At 62.2% G+C, this 21,130-nt stretch carries 25 protein-coding genes and 1 pseudogene; 6 read left to right on the forward strand and 20 right to left on the reverse strand.

The annotated features are described in order from the left end of the window. From EOB80_RS31595 to EOB80_RS34680, 5 genes are all read right to left on the reverse strand, one after another. The coding region (locus tag EOB80_RS31595; protein ID WP_164762797.1) for an ABC-F family ATP-binding cassette domain-containing protein at positions 1–1,638 on the reverse strand (1,638 nt) is incomplete at its 3' end. 124 nt (positions 1,639–1,762) lie between these two features. Then, positions 1,763–2,212, reverse strand: coding sequence for a MucR family transcriptional regulator (locus tag EOB80_RS31600; RefSeq protein WP_127268153.1), 450 nt, complete (start codon positions 2,210–2,212; stop codon positions 1,763–1,765). 162 nt (positions 2,213–2,374) lie between these two features. After that, positions 2,375–2,578 carry a hypothetical protein gene (locus EOB80_RS31605; RefSeq protein WP_024504288.1) on the reverse strand — a complete coding sequence of 68 codons (204 nt, stop codon included), beginning with the start codon at positions 2,576–2,578 and terminating at the stop codon, positions 2,375–2,377. Next, entirely contained in the window at positions 2,571–3,497 is a 927-nt protein-coding gene (locus EOB80_RS31610) for a DMT family transporter (protein WP_127331857.1), read from the reverse strand. Before EOB80_RS31610 ends, EOB80_RS31605 begins: the two co-directional genes overlap by 8 nt. Before the next feature lie 45 nt (positions 3,498–3,542). Then, positions 3,543–4,376: a hypothetical protein gene (locus EOB80_RS34680; protein ID WP_164762798.1), complete on the reverse strand. Its 834-nt coding sequence runs from the start codon at positions 4,374–4,376 to the stop codon at positions 3,543–3,545. Between the two features lie 110 nt (positions 4,377–4,486). Between EOB80_RS34680 and EOB80_RS31625 the strand changes: the two genes are divergently transcribed. Beyond that, positions 4,487–5,446: a LysR substrate-binding domain-containing protein gene (locus tag EOB80_RS31625; RefSeq protein WP_027037936.1), complete on the forward strand. Its 960-nt coding sequence runs from the start codon at positions 4,487–4,489 to the stop codon at positions 5,444–5,446. Positions 5,447–5,557: 111 nt separating this feature from the next. On the opposite strand, the gene EOB80_RS31630 is transcribed toward EOB80_RS31625, so the two are convergent. Beyond that, positions 5,558–6,070, reverse strand: a complete 513-nt coding sequence (locus EOB80_RS31630) for a DinB family protein (protein WP_127331823.1) — start codon at positions 6,068–6,070, stop codon at positions 5,558–5,560. Positions 6,071–6,129: 59 nt separating this feature from the next. Between EOB80_RS31630 and EOB80_RS31635 the strand changes: the two genes are divergently transcribed. Beyond that, positions 6,130–6,822 (forward strand): glutathione S-transferase family protein, encoded by a 693-nt coding sequence (locus EOB80_RS31635; RefSeq protein WP_127331825.1) that lies wholly within the window; start codon positions 6,130–6,132, stop codon positions 6,820–6,822. Positions 6,823–6,833: 11 nt separating this feature from the next. Here EOB80_RS31635 and EOB80_RS31640 read toward each other — a convergent pair whose 3' ends face one another. Further along, positions 6,834–7,094 (reverse strand): DUF2934 domain-containing protein, encoded by a 261-nt coding sequence (locus tag EOB80_RS31640; protein WP_127331827.1) that lies wholly within the window; start codon positions 7,092–7,094, stop codon positions 6,834–6,836. A 159-nt stretch (positions 7,095–7,253) separates the two neighbouring features. Between EOB80_RS31640 and ndk the strand changes: the two genes are divergently transcribed. After that, the gene (gene ndk, locus EOB80_RS31645; RefSeq protein WP_013532476.1) at positions 7,254–7,676 is read left to right on the forward strand and encodes a nucleoside-diphosphate kinase; all 423 of its coding nucleotides are present in this window, start codon (positions 7,254–7,256) and stop codon (positions 7,674–7,676) included. Between the two features lie 64 nt (positions 7,677–7,740). Here the strand turns inward: ndk and EOB80_RS31650 are convergent, their stop codons facing one another. From EOB80_RS31650 to EOB80_RS31675, 6 genes are all read right to left on the reverse strand, one after another. Continuing rightward, entirely contained in the window at positions 7,741–8,505 is a 765-nt protein-coding gene (locus tag EOB80_RS31650) for a YbaY family lipoprotein (RefSeq protein ID WP_127331829.1), read from the reverse strand. A gap of 126 nt (positions 8,506–8,631) precedes the next feature. Further along, the gene (locus EOB80_RS31655) at positions 8,632–9,108 is read right to left on the reverse strand and encodes a molybdenum cofactor biosynthesis protein MoaE (RefSeq protein ID WP_127267617.1); all 477 of its coding nucleotides are present in this window, start codon (positions 9,106–9,108) and stop codon (positions 8,632–8,634) included. 1 nt (position 9,109) lies between these two features. Continuing rightward, entirely contained in the window at positions 9,110–9,367 is a 258-nt protein-coding gene (moaD, locus tag EOB80_RS31660; protein ID WP_127331831.1) for a molybdopterin converting factor subunit 1, read from the reverse strand. A gap of 1 nt (position 9,368) precedes the next feature. After that, the gene (gene pgsA, locus EOB80_RS31665; protein WP_127331833.1) at positions 9,369–9,965 is read right to left on the reverse strand and encodes a CDP-diacylglycerol--glycerol-3-phosphate 3-phosphatidyltransferase; all 597 of its coding nucleotides are present in this window, start codon (positions 9,963–9,965) and stop codon (positions 9,369–9,371) included. Between the two features lie 97 nt (positions 9,966–10,062). Then, positions 10,063–12,126 carry an excinuclease ABC subunit UvrC gene (gene uvrC, locus EOB80_RS31670; protein ID WP_127267619.1) on the reverse strand — a complete coding sequence of 688 codons (2,064 nt, stop codon included), beginning with the start codon at positions 12,124–12,126 and terminating at the stop codon, positions 10,063–10,065. After that, positions 12,123–12,887 (reverse strand): SDR family oxidoreductase, encoded by a 765-nt coding sequence (locus tag EOB80_RS31675; RefSeq protein WP_127319023.1) that lies wholly within the window; start codon positions 12,885–12,887, stop codon positions 12,123–12,125. Before EOB80_RS31675 ends, uvrC begins: the two co-directional genes overlap by 4 nt. Positions 12,888–13,300: 413 nt before the next feature. Here EOB80_RS31675 and EOB80_RS31680 point away from each other — a divergent pair, with 413 nt between their 5' ends. Further along, positions 13,301–13,963 carry an outer membrane protein gene (locus tag EOB80_RS31680; protein WP_027037944.1) on the forward strand — a complete coding sequence of 221 codons (663 nt, stop codon included), beginning with the start codon at positions 13,301–13,303 and terminating at the stop codon, positions 13,961–13,963. Between the two features lie 121 nt (positions 13,964–14,084). Here the strand turns inward: EOB80_RS31680 and EOB80_RS31685 are convergent, their stop codons facing one another. Then, positions 14,085–14,681: a glutathione S-transferase family protein gene (locus EOB80_RS31685; RefSeq protein WP_127319025.1), complete on the reverse strand. Its 597-nt coding sequence runs from the start codon at positions 14,679–14,681 to the stop codon at positions 14,085–14,087. Positions 14,682–14,807: 126 nt separating this feature from the next. Here EOB80_RS31685 and EOB80_RS34900 point away from each other — a divergent pair, with 126 nt between their 5' ends. Both EOB80_RS34900 and EOB80_RS31700 read left to right on the forward strand, forming a co-directional pair. Continuing rightward, positions 14,808–15,680, forward strand: coding sequence for a hypothetical protein (locus EOB80_RS34900; protein WP_206516862.1), 873 nt, complete (start codon positions 14,808–14,810; stop codon positions 15,678–15,680). A gap of 465 nt (positions 15,681–16,145) precedes the next feature. Next, entirely contained in the window at positions 16,146–16,451 is a 306-nt protein-coding gene (locus EOB80_RS31700; protein ID WP_127331835.1) for a transcriptional regulator, read from the forward strand. Positions 16,452–16,472: 21 nt separating this feature from the next. On the opposite strand, the pseudogene EOB80_RS31705 reads toward EOB80_RS31700, so the two are convergent. From EOB80_RS31705 to EOB80_RS31730, 6 genes and pseudogenes are all read right to left on the reverse strand, one after another. Further along, positions 16,473–16,786: pseudogene (locus EOB80_RS31705) on the reverse strand (LysE family transporter); the annotation flags it as partial. Between the two features lie 31 nt (positions 16,787–16,817). Further along, positions 16,818–17,654 (reverse strand): DMT family transporter, encoded by an 837-nt coding sequence (locus tag EOB80_RS31710; RefSeq protein WP_127331837.1) that lies wholly within the window; start codon positions 17,652–17,654, stop codon positions 16,818–16,820. Next, positions 17,651–18,232 carry a TetR/AcrR family transcriptional regulator gene (locus tag EOB80_RS31715; protein WP_127331839.1) on the reverse strand — a complete coding sequence of 194 codons (582 nt, stop codon included), beginning with the start codon at positions 18,230–18,232 and terminating at the stop codon, positions 17,651–17,653. The genes EOB80_RS31710 and EOB80_RS31715 overlap by 4 nt, the downstream gene beginning before the upstream one ends. Positions 18,233–18,365: 133 nt before the next feature. Then, positions 18,366–18,818 (reverse strand): hypothetical protein, encoded by a 453-nt coding sequence (locus EOB80_RS31720; RefSeq protein ID WP_127331841.1) that lies wholly within the window; start codon positions 18,816–18,818, stop codon positions 18,366–18,368. Between the two features lie 193 nt (positions 18,819–19,011). Then, positions 19,012–19,866 (reverse strand): 23S rRNA (adenine(2030)-N(6))-methyltransferase RlmJ, encoded by an 855-nt coding sequence (locus EOB80_RS31725; protein WP_127331843.1) that lies wholly within the window; start codon positions 19,864–19,866, stop codon positions 19,012–19,014. A gap of 62 nt (positions 19,867–19,928) precedes the next feature. Beyond that, complete coding sequence (locus tag EOB80_RS31730) at positions 19,929–20,540, reverse strand: hypothetical protein (RefSeq protein ID WP_127331845.1); 612 nt, start codon at positions 20,538–20,540, stop codon at positions 19,929–19,931. Positions 20,541–21,130: the final 590 nt, after the last annotated feature.

Consider the following 21,130-nt stretch of genomic DNA (forward strand, 5'->3'; position numbering starts at 1 on the left):
GCGAGCCGCCGCATCGCGGCGGCGGTCGGCTTTTGACGCCTTGTCGGCCTCGCGCTTGCCGCGGCGGTCGCCGGAGACGCCGGTGACCAGCGTCTTGTAGTCCTCGAGATCGCCGTCATAGGGGTTGACCGCGCCGTCCTTGACCAGCCACAGGCGGTCGGCGGTTGCCTCCAGCAGATGGCGATCATGCGAGATCAGGATCACGGCGCCGGGAAACTCGTTCAGCGCATGGATCAGCGATTCGCGGCTATCGATGTCGAGATGGTTTGTCGGTTCGTCGAGGATGAACAGGTTTGGGCCCTCGAAGGCCGACAGCCCCATCAGCAGCCGCGCCTTCTCGCCGCCCGACAGATCCTTGGCGGCGGTGTTCATCTTCTCGGTCGTGAGGCCGAACTGGGCGACGCGGCCGCGTACCTTCGATTCCGGGGCCTCCGGCATCAGCCGGCGGACATGCTCGTAGGCGTTTTCGTCCGGCCGGAGGTCGTCGAGCTGGTGCTGGGCGAAGATCGCCACCTTCAACCCGGGCGCCACCGTCATGGTGCCACTCTCCTGCTTGAGCCGGCCGGACAGCAATTTGGCGAAGGTCGACTTGCCGTTGCCGTTGGCGCCCAGCAGCGCGATGCGGTCGTCGGCGTCGATGCGCAGCGTCATCTTCTTGAGGATCGGCTGACCCTCGGTGTAGCCGACATTGACGTTGTTCAGCGCCACGATCGGCGAGGCCACCGTCTTCACCGGCTCGGGGAAGGAGAACGGCCGCACCGAATCGTTCACGAGGGCCGCGATCGGTTTCATCTTCTCCAGCGCCTTGATGCGCGACTGCGCCTGTCTCGCCTTGGAGGCCTTGGCGCGGAACCGCTCGACGAAGGATTCCATGTGCTTGCGCGCGGCCTCCTGCTTGACCCGGCCCTTCTCCTGCAATTCCTTCTGCTCTGTATATTGACGTTCGAACTGGTCGTAGCCGCCGCGCCAGAAGGTCAGCTTCTTCTGGTCGAGGTGGACGATCGAATTGACGGCGCGGTTGAGCAGGTCGCGGTCGTGCGAGATCAAAAGCACGGTGTGCGGATATTTCGAAACGTAGTTTTCCAGCCACAGCGTGCCTTCGAGATCGAGATAGTTGGTCGGCTCGTCGAGCAGCAGCAGGTCGGGCTCGGCAAACAGCACCGCGGCAAGCGCCACGCGCATGCGCCAGCCGCCGGAGAAGGACGAGGCCGGACGCCGTTGCGCAGCGTCGTCGAAGCCGAGGCCGGCGAGAATGGTGGCGGCGCGGGATTCGGCTGAGTGCGCGTCGATATCGGCCAGCCGCATATGGATGTCGGCGATGCGGTGCGGATCGGTCGCCGTCTTTTCTTCTTCGAGCAGCGCCGTGCGTTCGAGATCGGCCTTGAGCACGATCTCGATCAGCGCGTCCTCGGTGCCCGGCGCTTCCTGCGCCACCTGGCCGATGCGGGTGCTCTTCGGCAGGCTGATCGAGCCTGTCTCGGACGGGAAATCGCCGGTGATGGCCTTGAACAGCGTCGTCTTGCCGGTACCGTTGCGGCCGACAAGGCCGGCCTTGGTGCCGGCCGGCAAGGTCAGCGAGGCATGGTCGAGAAGCAGGCGTCCGGCCATGCGGAGCGATAGGTCGTTGATGATCAGCATGGCCGCGCTTTTGCACCGGACATCAACGCTTCGCAAGGCCTTGCCGGCCAGTTGGCCGCACAAGGCCTCGAAACGACGCCAGCGAGGGCGTCGTCAAAGCAGCCGAACAGTGGCTTGCCTGCTCTCAGGCAGTCGCCTTGCGCTTCGTTGCCTTGGCGACAGCGGCCGGCGCTGCTGCCGGCTTGCGGCCAAGTCCCGTCGACTTTGCCAGCGCCGATCGCGTCGCCGAGTAGTTTGGCGCAACCATCGGATAGTCCGGCGGCAAGCCCCATTTGGCCCGATAATCGTCCGGGCTCAGGCCGTAGTCGGTCCGCAGATGCCGCTTGAGCGACTTGAACTTCTTTCCGTCCTCAAGGCAAATGATGTAGTCGGGAAACACCGACTTCTTCGGATTGACTGCCGGAACCAGGTTTGGAGTTTCCGCGACAACTGCACCAGCGAGCTTGCGAACCGAAGCACTGACGCTGGCAATCAACTCAGGCAGGCCGGCAGCCGGAAGAGGGTTGTTGCCTACATAGGCCGAGACAATATCGGCCGTCAGCTCGATAACGGTCTTATCATCGATATTTGACAATTCTTTCACCTTATTTGCGACAAAATCCTCCACCCCAGCGAAGACTTGTGTCGATGTATCTCTTTAACCGCGTCCCCCAACGGACCGCCAAGTCTCATAAAAGAATGAAGAATCGGCAAAAATAGCATTCATGCGAAATCGACGCCGTGCAAATTAGAAAATCTAATACTTGGAACCAGCAGACTTAGCGGCAGGACTTTCGTCCAATATCTCCAGAATACGCTTCCAGCGGGCGCAACGCGCGAAATCCTTTTGTTCTATCGCCTTTTCGGCCCTCATCGCGGCGTAGAGCGGTGCCTCGGCGCCGAATTCGTCGATCAGCCAATGCGCTTCCTGAATGGCCAGACGCTCATTCTCGTCAAACATGGTTTTCGACCTCCGAACGTTCCACACCGACCGCGACACAACTGCCGATGACGAGGATGGCTCCGACAATGGCCGTCACCGTCAGCCGTTCGCCGGACAAGGTCAAAAGCAGGGTCGAGGCGATCGGCGTGAGATAGGCGACCACCGCGACCCTGCCGCTGCCTTCAAGCTTCAAGGCGCGCGACCAGAAATAGTAGCCCAGGCCCATCGGACCGGCGCCGAGATAAAGGCCGAGGGCCAGGTCCGCGCCGACGGGCCAGGTGAAACCGTCGCGAACGCACCACAGAAACATCAAAGCGACGCCAATCAAAGACGATGGCAGCAACAGGCGATCCGCTGGAGTGGCCACCCGTCCCACCATGAGCGAATAGAAGGCCATGCACAGCGCTGACCCGAATGCGGCGAGATAGCCGACCAGATCGCCCTCGAACCAGGATTGGTTGCGCCCTCCCGAAATCACCAGTGCAACGCCGATGAAGCCCACCACCGCGGCGAGACCCAACAGTGCCGGACGCCGCGGATTTTCCAAGGCAATGACTGCCGCCGCGACCATCAGCGGCCAGGTGTAGGCCACCAGATTGGCCTCGATCACCGGCATCGAAGCGAAGGCGATGTATTGCAGCACCATGGTGCCGACCAGGCCGATGAAGCCGATCGCGAGAGAGATGAGCGCCGCCCCGGCGGTGACCGGTGCTACTCTTTCGCGGCTCATCAATCGGATGGCGGCGAAGACGAGTGCTGCGCCTGCAAATTGCAGGAACTGGACCTGCGACACCGGGTGGCTGGCCAGCAGGAATTTGCCGACCAGGGCATTGGTGGACCACAACGCCACCGCACCGGCAGCGAAGACCAACGCGGATATCGAGCCGGATCCCTGCCGAAACAATCGGCATGGAACTCTATGTTGCTGTTCGACCATGATCCTGTCCGAAAACCGGTTCCGACTTTTCGGGGTCATGGTTCATTACCATGATTCCCTGTCGCCGCCCGGAACCGGTGCCTCGACGGCGGTGGGCACGGGATGCTCCGCCTCGAACCGACGATAGGCCGGCAGCTGATTGGTCCAGACATCTTCGGCCAGTTCGCTGACCCACTCACGGTCGTGGTCGTTGTCGGCGGCGAGATAGAACATTCTGTTATCGTCAACATAGGGCTTGGCCACCGAGCGCTGGTTGAGCACCAGCGTGACGCGCTCGCCGAACCGGATCGGAGCGGTGCGATGCAGGACGCCCAGGAATTGGCCGAGCGTCGCGTAGTTCATCTTGTGATCGATGCGCATGACACTGTTGCGCGGGATCTCGCGGCCGGCTTCGAGAATGGCGCGGCCGGTTTCGGAGTCGTCGCAGTAGATTTCGAGGTGGCCGCCGACCAGCGGATTGCTGATCGACAGCGGAATGAGCTCTGTGACCGGAACGCCATCGCAATGCCACTCCACGGCGCCGTCCTTTGGATTCATGAAGGTGACCGTCGAGCCGACGATCGATAGCGGATAGGGCTCCAGCTTGGTGCCCATCATGTCGGACAGCCGCTCCAGGCGCAGCTTGTCATGCAGCAATTCCTTGATCTCGGGGATGAAACGGTCGGCCCCGGTGATGAAGGTCAGATCGAGGTGCTTGTGCACGGCATGGCTGGCCTTGAGCTTCAGGGCAGCCTCCTCGATAGCTGCAAGCAGTGCCGGGTCATAGCCGTGCAAATATTGCGCGACACCGAAACTCGACACTTTCCAGGCGGTTTCATGGCCGATAATGGCTTCGCGGCTCATCGCATAACGCAGTTCGGGAATGGTATGGGCGTTCATTGTACTTCTCCAGGATGGGGGCAACACTTGGTAAACAGTCGATTAATTCACCCACCCCTGTAAAATTAGGAATGCTGGTGCTAGTGTAAGCCAAGCTTAAGGTCGAAACCGTGCGTCTGCTCAGTCAGGTCAACCTCAATTCGCTTAAAATCGTCGAGAGTGCTGCGAGGCACGGTAATTTCACGCGTGCCGGCGAAGAACAGTTTATTACCGCTTCAGCGGTCAGCCAGCGCGTGAAAAGCCTTGAGGATCAGCTTCGTTTCAAGATTTTCCAGCGCGGCGGCAATGCGGTGTCGTTGACGCCGGAGGGCGAGACCTATGTCTCGCGCGTTCGCGAGGCGCTGGAGCGAATCGTCGCCGCCAGCATGGAAGCGACCGGGCAATCGCAGGAGCATGTGCTAAAAATATCGGTGCTGCCGACCTTTGCGGCACGCTGGCTGTTTCCGCGCCTGCCGCTGTTCCAGCAGCAATATCCCGATATCGTAATGCGGGTCTCGACCTCCTACGCGACGCATGAGTTCACGGCCTCGGAATTCGATCTCGAAATCCGTTATGGCGACGGTCACTTTCACGGGCTGCAATCCGATCTGCTGTTTCGCGAAGACCTGACACCGGTGTGCAGCCGCAAGCTGTTCCACGAAGTTCTCGGCGATAAGCGGCTGTCGAAGGTGACACCGGACGACCTCAAGCACTTCACCCTGCTGCATTCCGACACCTGCACCCAGAATTGGCAATCCTGGCTTGGTTTCGCCGGCGCCAGCTTCGTGCTCAGCGAGACCAAGAGCATCTATTTCGACTCGTGCATGATGTCCTACGAGGCAGCCAATTCCGGGATGGGCTTTGCGGTGGCCAACCGTGCCTATATGGCCAGCGACATCCGCGCCGAAAGGCTGGTGGCTCCTTTCGCCGTCCACCACCCGAACACGGCTGGTTGGTATTTTGTTTCCCCGCTGAGAGGCCTTGCCGCACGCAAGGTCCAGTTGTTCAAGCAGTGGGTGATGGCGGAAGCGGCTCTGACGCAGTGCCAACTGGACAGCGAAATCAGGGGCGAGGCTTCGACGGCCGCCTGAATCTCGGGCAAGTATCCGGTGTGCCGGCTAATTTCTGATGCAAAGACAATGCTGCAGCACAAAATGCAGCGATAGTAGGCGCAAGCTCTTCGACCTTCGGACGGCACCGAATCAGGCGAAAGCTCTGCCCTCCTCGGTCCGCTGAAAAAGCATCAGGTCCAACCCCAGGCTTGGCCGTCCCAGGATGGTCAGGATCGTATGCGCCTGGCCGCGATGGTGGGTCTGGTGGTTGAAGACATGATCCAGCGCCGGCGCCAGCCTTTGCGAGACGGTGCGCATGTCCGAAACGGTCATGTAGGTGAAGCGGCCCGTCAACGCCTTGTCATTGAGGCCGCCGACCCAATCGATGATCCTCCTGTCCTCGGCTTCACGCGCCGCCCGCAGGCCGGTCAACCCCCGATGCAGGATGGCATCCAGTGTCGTCGGCGCGTCGCCCTCGCCGGTGAAGCGCTTCATCCAGATCCGGTCGGCCGTCAAAAGGTGGTTGAGCGTGCCCACCATCGAGCCGAAGAAGGCGCCGACATCGCGGTTGAATTCCTCATCATCGAGTTCGGCGGCGGCATCATAGATGCGACCGTTGGCCCATTGATTATAGGCCGCAAACATCATGAAATGCTGTCTCATGGCTTCCCTCGGCTCACGTCGATGCGGGGCCTACCTAACCCGCAGGAACGCCGCCGCCAATGACCATTCTGCTCTATGATCTCGTCGGACGCGACACCACACGTCCGTTCAGCCCGCATTGCTGGAAGGTGGTGATGGCGCTTGCCCACAAGGGGCTCGACATATCGACCGTACCGACGCGCTTTCTCGAGGTGCCCGCTGTCGAGGGCGGCGTTTCGAAAACCGTTCCGGTGATCCGGGACGGCGAGACGGTCGTCGCGGATTCCTTCGCCATCGCGCTCTATCTCGATGAAGCCTATCCGGACCGGCCGACGCTGTTTGGCGGTGAAGGCGGCAAGGCGATGGCGCGCTTCATCGAACGCTGGTCGCAAGTGACCATTCATCCCTACGTGACCACCGCGGCGATCATGGACCTCCATGCCATGCAGGACGCGGAAAACGCCGTCTATTTCCGCCAGAGCCGGGAGCAGCGTCTTGGCAAACGGCTGGAGGAGGTGATGGCCGCCAGGGAGGCCGGGCTCGGCAATTTCAGAGCCTCGCTGGAGCCATTGCGCTCGACGCTCTTCCATCAGCCATTCATCGGCGGCGCGGCGCCGCTGTTCAGCGACTATATCGTCTTCGGCGCCCTGCAATGGGCGCGCATAGCCTCGCCCTACCAACTGCTCGACGACGGCGACGTGGTGGCGCAGTGGTTCGCCCGCTGCCTCGACCTGCATGGCGGGCTGGGACGAAAGGTCGCCGCCGCGGCTTGACGCCGTAAAGCTTACTTGGCCGCCGCCTTCTTTGGCTTGCCGGCCTTCGTGGCAGCCTTTGCCTCCTTGGGGGCGGCCTTTGCCTTGGCGGCGCCAGTTGCCTTCCTGGTTGGCTTTTTGGCCGCCGACTTGCCCGCGGCGTCCTCCTGGTCGACATCGGCGGCCGCCTGATGCCAATGGCGCTCATGATGTCCAGCCGGCTGGCCCTCTTGCAGCCAGAGCTGGTGCGCACGGTTGCGAATGCGTTCCTGACGATCGTCTGTCATGGTCATGGTGTCTCCATACGGCCCCACCTCAGCGCGGCGCCGACACGCAACTATAGCAAGCAAAGCGTTGCTGTGCAGCCGTCTGATCGGGGCCTCTTGGCAATGGGCCGGGCGGCTTGTATAGAGCCCGCCACTCTCAATTCCATTCTCAGACAAGGACGACCCATGGCGCTCGAACGCACATTTTCCATGATCAAGCCGGACGCAACCCGGCGCAATCTCACTGGTGCCATCACCAGGATGCTGGAAGAGGCAGGCCTGCGCGTCATCGCCTCGCGCCGGGTCTGGATGAGCCGCCGCGAAGCGGAAGGCTTCTATGCCGTCCACAAGGACCGCCCCTTCTTCGGCGAACTGGTTGAATTCATGTCGTCGGCACCGACCGTCGTCCAGGTGCTGGAAGGCGAGAACGCCATTGCCAGGAACCGCGAAGTGATGGGCGCCACCAACCCGGCCAACGCCGCCGAAGGTACCATCCGCAAGGTGCATGCGCTGTCGATCGGCGAAAACTCGGTGCATGGCTCCGATGCGCCGGAGACCGCGGCGGAAGAGATCAAGTACTGGTTCTCGGACACCGAGATCGTCGGCTGAGCCGATAATCCAGACCTTGGATTACGTGAAAAGGCCGGCGTTTCGCCGGCCTTTTTCGTCGGGGTCAGCTCGCCGCGCTGAAGCGCAGGATCTCGCGGCCATCCTTGTCGACAATGATGAGCTTTCCGGCATCGACACGGTATGACGCCGCCTTGGCCAACGCATCGAACAGCGCCTTTTCCTCGGCCATCACCTCGGGCGCACAGGCCTTGTAGGTCGAGCCGATATCTCTGATCGCGATCGTTTGCCCATCGAGTTTGGCGGTGGCGAAGTAGGTGTTGCAGGGGCCGCTGCCGCCCGCCTTGCCGGCCCCGCTGACCCTGAACGTCGCTTGCGGGGCAGCAATAGCGCCGATGCCGTCGATATAGTCGACCAGCCAGAGCTGGTCGAAGACGGAAGCCGTCGGCTCGGCACTCGGGGTGACCATCTTCAGCATGATGGTCTGCGGCAAGTCGGCCAACGGATCGACCTGGTGGCGCATATCGGAGATGAACAGCAGCTTGTCGTCGACGGTGATGCGGGCTTGCAACGCGTAAGTCATCTGCGACCGGATGACCGAAGGGTCGAATTTGATCTCGAAGCTGATCGGCACCTGGCCTGCCGGCTTTACTTGCTGCTCACCGATGATGGTGGCCGGCGCGTCGGCCAGCGACACGTCCGCCAGCTGGACGAAGAGCACGGCACTGGGCGGCAAGGCAATGCGCTCGCGATAGATCACCTCGCCTCTCACGGCCCTTTCGGCGGCAACAGACTGCTCCGGAACGGCCAATATGCCGACGACCAGAGGCACGAAACCGAAGATCAAGAACTCCGCGATCCTGTCCAGCATGACCATCTCCCTCACCCCGGGCTGCCAATGCCCCGGGCTGCCAATGCCCCGGGCTGCCAATGCCGAGGCTGACCAATCCCGCCAATTGGCCAAAGGATTGCGGTCAATGCATGGCTGCGGCGGATCTTATTCGGACTGATACCAGCGTTGCGCGGCGTTTGCATCGGCTTCCTTGGCCTCGACCCAGCCACCCTCCGAGCCGTCAGCCCGATGCTCCTTCTTCCAGAAAGGCGCGCGCGATTTGAGATAGTCCATCAGAAAATTCGCCGCCTCGAACGCCGCATGGCGATGCGCCGAGGCTGCCACCACCAGCACGATGTTCTCGCCGGGCGCGATCTTCCCGTGGCGGTGGATGGCGGTGAGCCCCTGCAATGGCCAACGCTCGACCGCTTCAACAGCGATGCGGGCGATTTCCGCTTCGGCCATGCCGGGGTAGTGTTCGAGCTCGAGCGCTGAGAGCGCGCCCTGCTCGTCGCGGCAAAGGCCGGAGAAGGTCACCACGGCGCCGATATCGGCGCGGCCTTGCGTCAGTCTGGCGATCTCGGCGGCGACGTCAAAATCCTGGCGCTGAATGCGCACGACAGGCAAGACCGCGCCGCTCATGTCAGCCCCCGGTCATCGGCGGGAACAGCGCGATTTCGCGGGCGTCCGCGATCTTCTCGCGGTGCTCGACATGTTCCTGGTTGATGGCGACGCGGATCACGTCGGGATATTGCAGAGCGTGCTCGTAGCCATCGCCGCGCGATTTCAGCCAGCGCAGGAGATCGGTCACCGTCTCGATGCCCGCAGGCAGGTCGACATCCTCCTCAGCCATGCCGATGCGTTCGCGCACCCAGGCAAAATAGATGAGCCGTGTCGTCATCTCACTCGTCCATGATGTGCTTGAGGCCGGCGCGGAAATAGTCGTAGCCCGTATAGAGTGTCACCAGCGCCGCGATCCACAGCAGCACCAATCCGGTCTGGGTGGTCAGCGGAAAGACCTTGTCGCCCGCCGGTCCGGCCAAGAGGAACGCTATGGCGACCATCTGGATGGCGGTCTTCCATTTTGCCAGCTGCGTCACCGGCACCGAGACCTTGAGAGCCGCCAGATATTCGCGCAGGCCCGAGACGAGGATTTCGCGGCACAGGATGATGATCGCCGCCCACAACGACCAGCCGGCAATGCCCGCATGGCGATCGGTGTCGGCGGCCAGCAGCAGCAGGCAGGTGGCGACCAGCAGCTTGTCGGCGATCGGGTCGAGCATCTTGCCGATGTTGGAGGTCTGCTGCCAGGCGCGTGCCAGATAGCCGTCCAGATAATCGGTGATCGAGGCGAGCAGGAAGATGATCAGCGCCGACCAGCGGGCAAAGTCGCTCGACTTCAGATGTCCTTCGAGAAAAAAGCACAGCACCACCAGCGGCACCGCGACGATGCGGGCGTAGGTGAGCATATTGGGCAGGTTGAACGCGCGCTTGGCCATGTCTGGGAAACTCTTTCTGCCTGCCTACTCAAATCAGATGCGAATGTAGGGGGTCAACAGGCCAGATTCGACAGGCCAGATGAAAGTGCCGGATTTTTCAACTCTCGTGGAAATGATTGTAGACCAGTTTCGCCACCTGTTCGGAAATTCCGTCGACTTTCCGCAGATCCTCGATGGCCGCGCGGCTGACCGCCTTGGCGGTGCCGAATGCCAGCAGCAATGCCCGCTTGCGGCCGGGACCGATGCCGCTGATCTCGTCGAGCGGGCTCTTGACCATCTCCTTCTTGCGGCGCGCCCGATGCGAACCGATGGCGAAACGGTGGACCTCGTCGCGCAGGCGCTGGACGAAATAGAGCACGGGATCGCGAACCGGCAGCGAAAACGAGTCCCTGCCTTTGACGAAGAAACGCTCACGGCCGGCGTCGCGGTCCTGGCCCTTGGCGATACCGATGGCCACCACCCGGTCCTCGATGCCGAGATCGGCGAGGATCTTGCGCACCGCAGTCATCTGGCCCTGGCCACCGTCGATCAGGATGACATCGGGCCAGGCCGGGAAGCTGCCGGAGATATCGTCCTCCATATCGTCCGCCGAACCATCAGCCGCATCCCCAGCCGGGACATCGCCATGCTCCTTCAGCAGCCGCGAAAAACGTCGCTCCATCACCTCGCGCATCATGCCGAAATCGTCGCCAGGTGTGATCTCGGTCGAGCGGATGTTGAATTTCCGATACTGGTTCTTCACGAACCCTTCCGGTCCGGCGACGACCATGGCGCCGACCGCGTTGGTGCCCATGATGTGTGAGTTGTCGTAAACCTCGATGCGCACCGGCGGCTTGGCCAGGCCGAATGTCTCGGCGAAACCCGCAAGCAGGCGTCCCTGGGTGGAGGTTTCAGCCAGCCGGCGTCCGAGCGCTTCGCGGGCATTCTGCAAAGCGTTGTCGGTCAGGTCCTTCTTCTCGCCGCGCTGCGGCACGGAGATCGCGACCTTGCGGCCAGCTCGGGTGGAGAGCGCCTCGGCCAGCAGTTCCTGATCCTCGACGCCATGCGACAGAAGAATGTTCCGCGGCGTCGGCTTGTCGTCATAGAACTGCGCCAGGAACGAACCCAACACCTCGGCTGCTTCCAACGCCGGATCGGCCTTGGGGAAATAGGCGCGGTTGCCCCAGTTCTGGCCGGTGCGGAAGAAGAACACCTGGATGCAGACCTGGCCGCCTTCCTGATGGATGGCGAAGACATCGGCTTCGTCGACGGTCGCCGGATTGATGCCCTGGTGGCTCTGCACATGCGACAGGGCCGCCAACCGGTCGCGATAGATCGCGGCGCGCTCGAAATCGAGAGCTTCCGACGCCTGCTGCATGGCGGCCGAGATTTCCGTCTTCACCTTCTGGCTGCGGCCGGACAAGAAGTCCTTCGCCTCGCCGACCAGTTCCGCATAGTCCTGATGCGAGACCTCGCCGGTGCAGGGACCAGCGCAGCGCTTGATCTGATAAAGCAGGCATGGCCGCGTGCGGTTCTCGTAGAACGAGTTGGTGCAACTCCTGAGCAGGAACGCGCGCTGCAGGGAGTTGATGGTACGGCCAACGGCACCGGCCGAGGCAAACGGGCCGAAATAATCGCCTTTGCGCGAGCGCGCGCCGCGATGCTTGTAGATGCCCGGCGAGACATGGTCGCCGGTCAAGAGAATGTAGGGAAACGACTTGTCGTCGCGCATCAGGACGTTGAATCGCGGCCGCAAGCGCTTGATAAGGTTGGCTTCGAGCAGCAGCGCTTCGATCTCGGTGCGGGTGACGACGAACTCCATCGTCGACGTCTCACGCACCATGCGGCCGATGCGGGTGGTGTGGAAGCGGCCTTGCGCGTAGTTGGTGACGCGCTTCTTCAGGCTGCGCGCCTTGCCGACATAGAGCACATCGCCGGCAGCGTTCATCATGCGGTAGACGCCGGGCGCGTTGGGAAGCCGCTTGACCAGCGTCTGGATCACCTCGGCGCCGATCATGCCTTCCGCGTCGCCGGCATGCGGGGTCCAGTCGATGGCGGTGAAGGCGACATCGGGACCGACGGTTTCAACGATCTCCTCGACCGCCTCGTCCTCGAGGTCGATATCGGGGGGCAGATCGTCGGCGCCGCCGCGCGGCTTGCTTTTGTGGTCTACAGGACTCATTCCGTCATGCCTGTCACATCGGGCGTCTGCCATGCAAGATGCTGGCCGCCATCAAGCGCGATCATCTGGCCGGTGACCGAGCGCGCTTCCCAGAGATAGCGGATCGTGGCGCCGAATTCCGGCAATTCCGGGCCGCGCTTGAGGACCAAGCCATCCACCTGTGCGGCAAAATCGCTGTCGTCCTGACGCGCGTTCTTCAGTGTCGGCCCCGGGCCGATGGCATTGACGCGGATGCTGGGGCCGAGCGCTTGCGCCATCATCTGCGTTGCCGTCCACAGCGTCGATTTGGACAGCGCATAGGAGAAGTAGCGCGGCGTCGGACGCCAGACGCGCTGGTCGATCATGTTGACGATCAGGCCCTCCTGCCCTGCCGGCAACGCCCGGGCGAAATTCTGCGCCAGGAGCGCGGGCGCTTTCACATGGACGGCAAAGTGCCGGTCCCAGGCCCGCCAGTCGAAATCTCGAACCGAATCGTCCTCGAACAGCGACGCATTGTTGACCAGCAGCGGGATCGGTCCGAGCGCTGCTTGCGCCTGGCCGACGAGATCGTCGACGGCGTCCATATCGGTCAGGTCGGCGGCGACCACGGCGGCGCGGCCACCTCCGGCGATGATTTTGGCAGCCAACGCATCGGCCTCGATGCGCGAGCGGTTGCAATGGATGGCGACGGCAAAACCGTGCGCGGCGAGATCCTCGACGATCGCCCTGCCGATCCGCCTGGCCCCGCCCGTCACCAGCGCCGTGACAGTGGCTTTGCTCATATGGTGTCAATCCTCAATTTCGGCCCGAAAAAGCGGTGCCGGCGAAATATGGCCCGGCATGCGTTAAATGGTGTTCGCACCTTGGGCAGCATTGTGGCGAAACGGCCGTTTGGACATCCCGGCCCGCCCTGGACTCGGGCGCGCACGACCGCAATATAGGGTGCTGGAGTCCTTGCACCAAGCGGTGTGCAGCGCAGCATGGGATGGTTCCTGCCATTTCGCTGTTGCGAAGATGCAACGTCAAGGTTCTGCCTCATTCGTGCCGGGGAATGACCCAAGTTCAGGTTCGCTTCAGCCGCATTTTGACACGACATTTGGAACCGACGAACGCCAGATCCGTTTCACCCCCCGGACGGGTAGATGGCGATCGTGAGAAACAAGCCTGTGTCCTGTGGCTTAAGGAGTAAAGAACAATGCAAGCCAATCTCAAATTCGCACGGCCGCTGGCCGTTGCGCTCGGGCTCTTCGCCCTCAGCGGAACTGCCTATGCTGCTGACGTGGTTTCGGAAGAGCCGCCGGCACCTGCGCCGATCGCTGAACTTCCGGTCGCTTCGTGGGCCGGCCCCTACGCCGGTCTCAACGTCGGCTATGGCTTCAGCGGCCATACCAAGGAAAAGGATCTGGGTGTTGACAATGTTGACGTCGGCACCAAGGGTTTCGTCGGCAGCGTCTTCGGCGGCTACCAGTGGCAGCAGGAGAACTTCGTCTACGGCGCTGAAGCCGAACTCGGCTACAACGGCGTCAAGGGCGACGAGAATGGCGTCAATTCCAAGGCAGGGTTCGAAGGCTCGCTGCGTGCCCGTCTTGGCTACGCCGTGACCCCGGAAATCCTGCTCTATGGCACCGGCGGTCTCGCCGGAAGAAGCCTGAAGGTCGAAGACGACCTGTATGGTTCGGACCGCGCCACGATGCTCGGCTGGACCGCCGGTCTCGGCACCGACATCAAGCTGACCGACAATGTCTTCGGCCGCGTCGAGTATCGTTACACCGACTTCGGCAGCAAGAGCTTCGACGGCATCGGCAAGGTCAAGGCCACCGACAACCGCGTCACCTTCGGCGTCGGTATGAAGTTCTAAGTCGTTCAAGCCACGACACGAAAAAGCCGGGCCTCGCGCCCGGCTTTTTTTGTGTCTGAGTGATTTTCCCGGGCGGTGATCGAACCGATAACCCGGGAAATCAATTCCGGGCAATCGGCGGTCAACCGGGAATGCAGGGCTTCAGTTCCGGAAACTTCTCGTCAAAGCGTGCTGCCCATCGCGTCAGCCGGGCGCGACCCTTCTCCCATTTTCCGGCAAAACGCAGCGAGAGATAGCCAAGGCAGGCGCGCAGCGCCATCTGGCCGGCGGTGATCTTCTTCGGCAGCTTCGGCGGGTTGGCATTCAGCAGGTCGAGTGCCGCCGTGATCTTCGCCCACTGGCGATCGAGCCAGGGCTGATAGACCATCTCCTCGGGCCGCGTGCGCCTTTCATAGACCATCGACAGCGCGCAGTCGCAAATGCCGTCGGCCAACGCCTCCAGCACTTCAGCCTCGAGCCGCTTGTCGGGATTGCGTGGAAAAAGCGCGCTCTTCGACAAACGGTTGAGATGCTGGGTGATGGCGCGACTGTCATGGATGGAGCGACCGTCATCGAGCACCAGAACCGGGATCTTGCCGAGCGGGTTGGCGCCGATCAGTTCGGCCGGTTTGTCGTCGGTTTTGACCGCCACCGTTTCGATGTCAATGCCGGCATAGGCGGCTGCCATGCGCACTTTGGAACTGTAGGGAGAGGAGGACGCATAGAGCAGTCTGGGCATGATCGGTTTCCTGTTTTGCAGGCCGGCAGTGTTGACCGATCAAGCGCGATCGAGCAATGGCCAGAAGCGGAAAACCCGGCCGCCAGCGAGCGGACTCATCGGCCGGGGCCGTTTGGCGAGCGCTCCATGAAGACGGTGCTTCATCACATAGTCGCCGAGTTGCCAGAATCGCAGGGATCACTCAGCCGACAGCCAAGACCGAAGGGCCTCGCGCCGATATTTCATCAAGCGCATGAATGGCACAAAAAGCCCCACCGGACTCCGCCCTATGGCGAAGTCCTGGGAGCTGCGAAAAGATATCCTCCGTCCGCCTCTGTTCTCGCCTTCCGACTGCCAAACAACGAACGGGGCGCCTGTCAGGCACCCGCCCTTGACTGTTTCGGCACCGCCCCCGGCGAGGGAAGACGCGACTACTTCTTGCCGGCCTTCGCGGGTGCTGCCTTCGGCTTGGCCGCAGGTGCCGCTTTCTTCACCGGTGCTGAAGATTTCGCTGCCGCAGCCTTCTTTGCCGGAGCAGCCTTCGCAGCCGGCTTCTTGGCCGGTGCAGCCTTGGCAGGTGCAGCCTTGGCAGCCGGTTTTTTTGCAGGTGCTGCCTTCTTCGCTGCGGGTTTCGCCGCAGCCTTCGCTGCAGGCTTCTTGGCTGGTGCCGCCTTCGCCGCCGGCTTTGCCGCTGCCTTGGCGGGTGCTGCTTTCTTCACTGCCGGTTTCGCAGCAGCTTTCGCTGCCGGCTTCTTGGCCGGTGCTGCTTTTGCCTTGGCCGCCGCGGCCTTCGGCTTGGCAGCGGGTGCTGCTTTCTTCACTGCAGCTGCGACCTTCGCCGTCGCTGCTTTTGCGGGTGCTTTCTTTGCCGGTGCCTTCGACGCCGGCGCTTTGGATGACTGCTTAGCCATGCGATGCCCCTTCCGTTGTGCCGACGGCCGTAATGACCCGGCGCGCTCATGCATATCTGACTCGCGGCTTGCTAGCCAGCGAAGCAATAGACTGATTTTCGCAACTTAACTTTCGGTTACGATCGGCACATGATCGTGCTGATCGTCGCAGAAATTCACTGCTGATCTTCGACCATCGCCTAGTATGTGTCGCCGACATTCTCCACACTCCGCGGGAGCGCTCTTCTCGTGAAGCTCCGAAGATCAGCGAACAGCTTTGCGTGTCGATCTTCGTTCGCCAATATCATGACCACAGCCTCAGCGGTGCGATCATCTCATGCAGGCGGACGATCTATACTGCAATGCGACAGCCGGCCAATGCATCACCTTGTCAAGCGCGATCGCAGACCCGATTGCTCGTGAATTGACAGACAACTCTATATGGCAGAGTATTCTGCACAGCATGCCGGAGTACTTCGATGTCCATCGCACAGGGGCAAATGGCGCTGTCGCCGTTCGAGATTGCCAAGACGGTCCGCCACGGCGGCGGCATGGTTGTCGGTGGCCTCCGGCTTGGCTGCACCGGAGCCGATCGATGAGTGCCGACGAAATCATCCACCAGAGCACTCGGCTCAGGATCATGGCCGCGCTGAACATGCTGGAAAGGCGCCAAACGCTGGACTTCACCGGGCTGAAGGCCATCGTGGACGTCACCGACGGCAATCTCGGCGCGCATCTCGATACGCTGGCCAGGGCCGGTTATGTCGACATCGAAAAGCTGTTCGTCGGCCGCCGGCCGCAAACGCGCGTCAGGGCGACCACAAATGGACGGCGCGCGTTCCGCGGCCACGCCGCATTCCTGCGCAAGATCATCGATCAGGCGATGCCGCGCAGGAAATAGCGTGGCGACTGGGCAATCCGGTCAGCGCGCGGCAACAACGGCAACGCCGGCGCCGATCATCACACCGCCCGCCGCGCGGTCACCCGGCGTACGATCCTTGGCGTGCGCAACAGGTTGCGGGCGCGGCCGGCGAGGATGACATGAACGCCGATCACCACCGCTTCAACGGCCAGGATCACCATCATCAGCACACCAAGATGAGCAGCATTGAGCGATGCGCCGACGCCGCTAGGCAACAGCGCGACGTAGAACAACGGCATTTTCGGATTGCCAAGATTGAGCGCGATGCCGGTGGCAAAAATCGTCAGCAGCCCTCGCCGTCCTGAGACGGGCTGCCGTCCAGAATCTTCGCGATCCGCATTTCCGTCACGGCTGATAGCCGAGGCAGATGGCGCCGAGCGCGACGATAGCGCAGGCGCCGACCCGCCGTGGCGTCAGCATCTCGCCGAGGAACAGGCGTCCGATGAAGGCCGCGAAGACGACGCTGGTTTCGCGGATCGCGGTGATCGGACCTGCTGGTCCGAGCGCGAAGGCCGCGACCACGACACCGTAGGCCAGAAGTGCAAACAGGCCTCCGCCGAGCGCCTTCCAGGTTTCAGGCGCGCGCGGGTCGACAATGAGCCGGCCACGGCAGGCGACGAAGGCCGCCGGCAGCAACGCGCCGTAGATCAGCAGGACCCATGCGGTGTAAGCGCCGGCATTTCCCGCCGCGCGAACGCCGAGCGCATCGACAGTCGCATAGGCGGCGATGATCGCTCCCGTTGCCAATGCATAGAATATCGATGTCGTGGCGGCCCTGCCCCGTCCGAGTGAAAGGCCCATGATGCCGCCAGCGACCAGCGCGACGCCGACGGTCTGCGGCAGAGTGAGCTGCTGGTTGGCCAGGAAGAACCCGCCGAGCGTGACAAGCAGCGGCACGCTGCCGCGAACGATCGGATAGACCTGCCCCAGTTCGCCATATCTGTAGGCGGCCACGAGAAACAAGGTGTAGCCAACCTGCAGGCAGGCCGAGAGCACGATATAGAACCAGGCCGGCGCGGCCGGAAGGTCGTGGAAGAAGGCGAAGGGGATGGCGAGCGCCGTGCTTGAAAAGCTCATGACGGTGACGGTCCACAACCTGTCGGCCCCCGTGCGCAGGAACGCGTTCCAGCTTGCGTGCAGGATCGCCGCAAACAATGCGAGCCCGATGACCAGCGGGCTCATTGCGGCCGGCGCGAGGCGGCGACGATGCCTATGGCCGCCTTGCGGGCGTCGCGAATGGCGGCTTCGGCCTGCCCCATCTGCGCCAGCAAGGTCGCACCTTCGATCAGCATAAGCAGCGTCGCCGCCACGCTCTCCGCGCGGCCGTGCGGCATCATCTCTTCGAGGATAGACTGCATGCGCCGCTTGAGGCCGTTCTTCTGCCTGACAACGGCCTCGAAAATCGGGTGCCCGGGATCGCCGAACTCGGCCAGCGCATGTGCGAACAGACAGCCATGGAAATCCGGGCTGCGGAACCAGCGTGCATGCCAGTCGAAGATTTTTCCGATTTTCTGCTCCGGCGGAACGTCCCCCTGGGCGAGCCGGTCGAGTTGGCGGTCGAAACGCATAGCGCGATAGTCGAGCACCTCGACGATCAGTTCGTCCTTGCTGGGAAAGTGGCGATACATCGTCATCTTGGCCACATCGGCTTCGGCGATGATCCGGTCGATACCGGTGGCATGGAAGCCGGCGCGCTTGAACAGCGCGTAGGCCGTGTCAACGACGTGCTGACGCTTGCCGGAAGCGGACGATGGCGTCATGGAGATTACCTAGTAGTGAGACAGGTCTGTCTCGCCTGTATGCGACGGATCGAACCTGCTGTCAACGGCACGAAAAAACGCCTGCGGCCGATCAGGCCACAGGCGCGAAAGAGATTGGAAGGGGAAACGGGGTCTAGCGCAGAATGCGGCAGCGGCCGTTGTAGACCATCCAGCGGTCGAAGCCCGAGACGCAGAATTCGACATTGTCGCCGATCGAGGCAAAGCCCTGGCCTTCCTCGATCAGGTACCAGATGGTGCGATCGCGGCCGTCGGACAGGCTGACGGTGGCGCCGCAATAACGGCGACCGATCGGCCAGGTATCGTTGGCCGCCAGATAGCGATGCTGGTGGATGCGCCGGAAATCGGTGATTTGCACGTCAGGCAGATGCGGCACGTGATGCACCTGATAGGAAAAGCGGCTGGAGATCTTGTTCAGTACCCAGGGCTGACCGCAGACCCCGCTGTCTTCATCGGAATAGACCGTAAGATCGGCTGCCTGCACGGTCTGGGTGATACCGAGAGGCGCGGCAAGCGGGGTGCAGAGCGAAATCAGGGCGGCAAGGGCGGATTTGGCGAAGCGAGTCATGGCAGCCTCTCAAGGTCGATTGCGCGCACTGTGCGGATTCGCTCGGCGGCGGTCAAGCGGTTGCGTTGACAATGGTTTCCCAGTTTGAAACCGCTTTTTGACCAAAGCCGAATTTGCACGCACCGGAATGGCTCTGGCACGTTCATATCGAGACCCAAAAGAGCACGGTCCCTGGGTCGTCGATGAGCCCGCCTCAAGCCTGCTCGCCGGCCAGCCATTCCAAAGACCAGTGCGCCGGTCGCCCCACCGCAAGCAGCCTGTGCAGGGCCGGCAGCAGCGTCCGCAGCTCGCCCTCCAGCGTGAACGGCGGGTTGACCACCAGCAGACCGCTGCCGTCGAGGCTGGGTTCCGAAGAGGCCGGCCTGATCTCGAACTCGATATCGAGCAGCTTCGGAATGCCGGATTGCTTCAGCGCCTTGCGGAAGGCGATGATCGCCTTGCGGTCCTTGATCGGATACCAGAGCGCGTAGATGCCGCCGGGCCACCGCTTGTGCGCCCTTATCAGCCCGTCGACGAGGCGTTCGAACTCACCCGCTTCCTCGAATGGCGGATCGATGAGGACAAGGCCGCGCTTTTCCTTCGGCGGCAGATGCGCGCCGAGCGCCAGCCAGCCATCGAGCTCGATGATCCGGGCCTGGAAATCGCCGGCAAAGAACGTCCTCAGCCTCGCGGCGTCCTTGGGGTGCAGCTCGACCGCCGTCAGCCGATCCTGCTTGCGCATGAGATGGCGTGCAATCAGCGGCGAGCCCGGGTACTTCTGGATGCCACCCTCGGGATTGAGCGACCCTATTGTCTCCAGATAAGGCGCGAGCAGCGCCGCCACCGGAGCGGCGAACGGGGCATCGATCAGCCTGCCGATGCCGCCTTGCCACTCACCCGTCTTCTGCGCCTCGGCGGATGACAGGTCGTAGCGGCCAATGCCGGCATGGGTGTCGACGACCCGAAACGCCTTATCCTTCTGCTTCAGATACTCGAGCAAGCGCGTCAGCACGACATGCTTGACGACGTCAGCGAAATTCCCGGCATGATAGGCGTGGCGGTAGTTCATGGTTTTGTGCCGTTATGCATGTCGTTGTCCCAAAACCGCTGCACACTTTTGGGCGACATGCATCAGCCCCTGCCCCAACGCGGCGGTGGCGGTGGCGGCTGTGAGTTCGGATTTTCCGGCCGGCCGCCACGAGTGCGCAAAGTCAGCAAGAATCCGATCAGGCCGATCGCCATCAGCGCGAAGCCGACCGGCCGTGCACGGCTGTCGATCTCGCCGGCGCCGGAGCGCAGGATGAGATCGACCGCCCGCATCGGTATGTCGTCGGCATCACCCGGTCCAACGGTGAAGGTATAGGGGCCCGGACTGACGGTCGCGATCACGCCGGCCTCGTCGCGAAAGATCTTGTCGGGCAGTTGCGGACTGACCTGGCGAGGGTTGTCGGAATGGTTGAACTGCAGCGTCGAGGCGAGCACCGTGCGGCCATTGCTTGCAGCGGTCAGCGTCAGGACGGTGCGCTGCTGCGAAACGATGCGCTCTGCTCTTGCGGTCAGGTCGACCAGCACCCGCACCGGCGCGTCGCGGCCGGAGAGCGGCACCGTCAGCGGCTTGAAGCGGCCCTGCTCATAGACCCGCCAGGTGCCGATCTCATGGCCGGAGAAGTTGCTCATCGCCCAGGGATAGACGACACCGATGCCGGCGCCGACGAGCAGGATCAGGACAAACAGAAAGCGCATTCAGATCACCATGGCGTATCGTGACCTTGCCATAGCGCCCCGACGGCCAAAAGGCGATGGCCAGTTGCGGGCAGCCACCTGGAGGTGGGCCGTGCGGGTGCGAGCGCAACCAGATTGGCGGCCTGGCCGCGCAACAATTCAAGGTTCTACCTATGCGCTCAAAAATTAAGCCGAGTATTTCGCGCGCTGCGCTGACATCGCTGTCAGCTCATTCTCGGTCGTCCGTGCTGTAAAGTTTCGATTCTACCTCAAGGGACAGCTTCCGCGTCCGGTCACACATTGTCGTCGATCGAGCCAATATGCTGATTAGTAAAGAGGATTTTCCGTATGCGCCGTGTTTCAGCCCGAGAGACGCTCGCCCCCTCATGTTAACCATCCGCGAGCGCACTTGGTTAAGAAATCACTAATTTAGTTGACTATAATTTCCACAGGTATATTTTCGATATGTTGGGATGTGCAATTTGGGCGAGCAATCGGCGATGGTGACACCGAGCGGGTGACCGCGTTTTCGGGGCGCAGAGAATGCTGAGCGGCAGCACGGAGGTCGTGTAGTCGTACCAGCTTCGCGAAAGCCAAAGAACAATTAACGC

It is taken from the genome of Mesorhizobium sp. M7A.F.Ca.MR.245.00.0.0 (assembly GCF_003997415.1).
Lineage (GTDB): Bacteria > Pseudomonadota > Alphaproteobacteria > Rhizobiales > Rhizobiaceae > Mesorhizobium.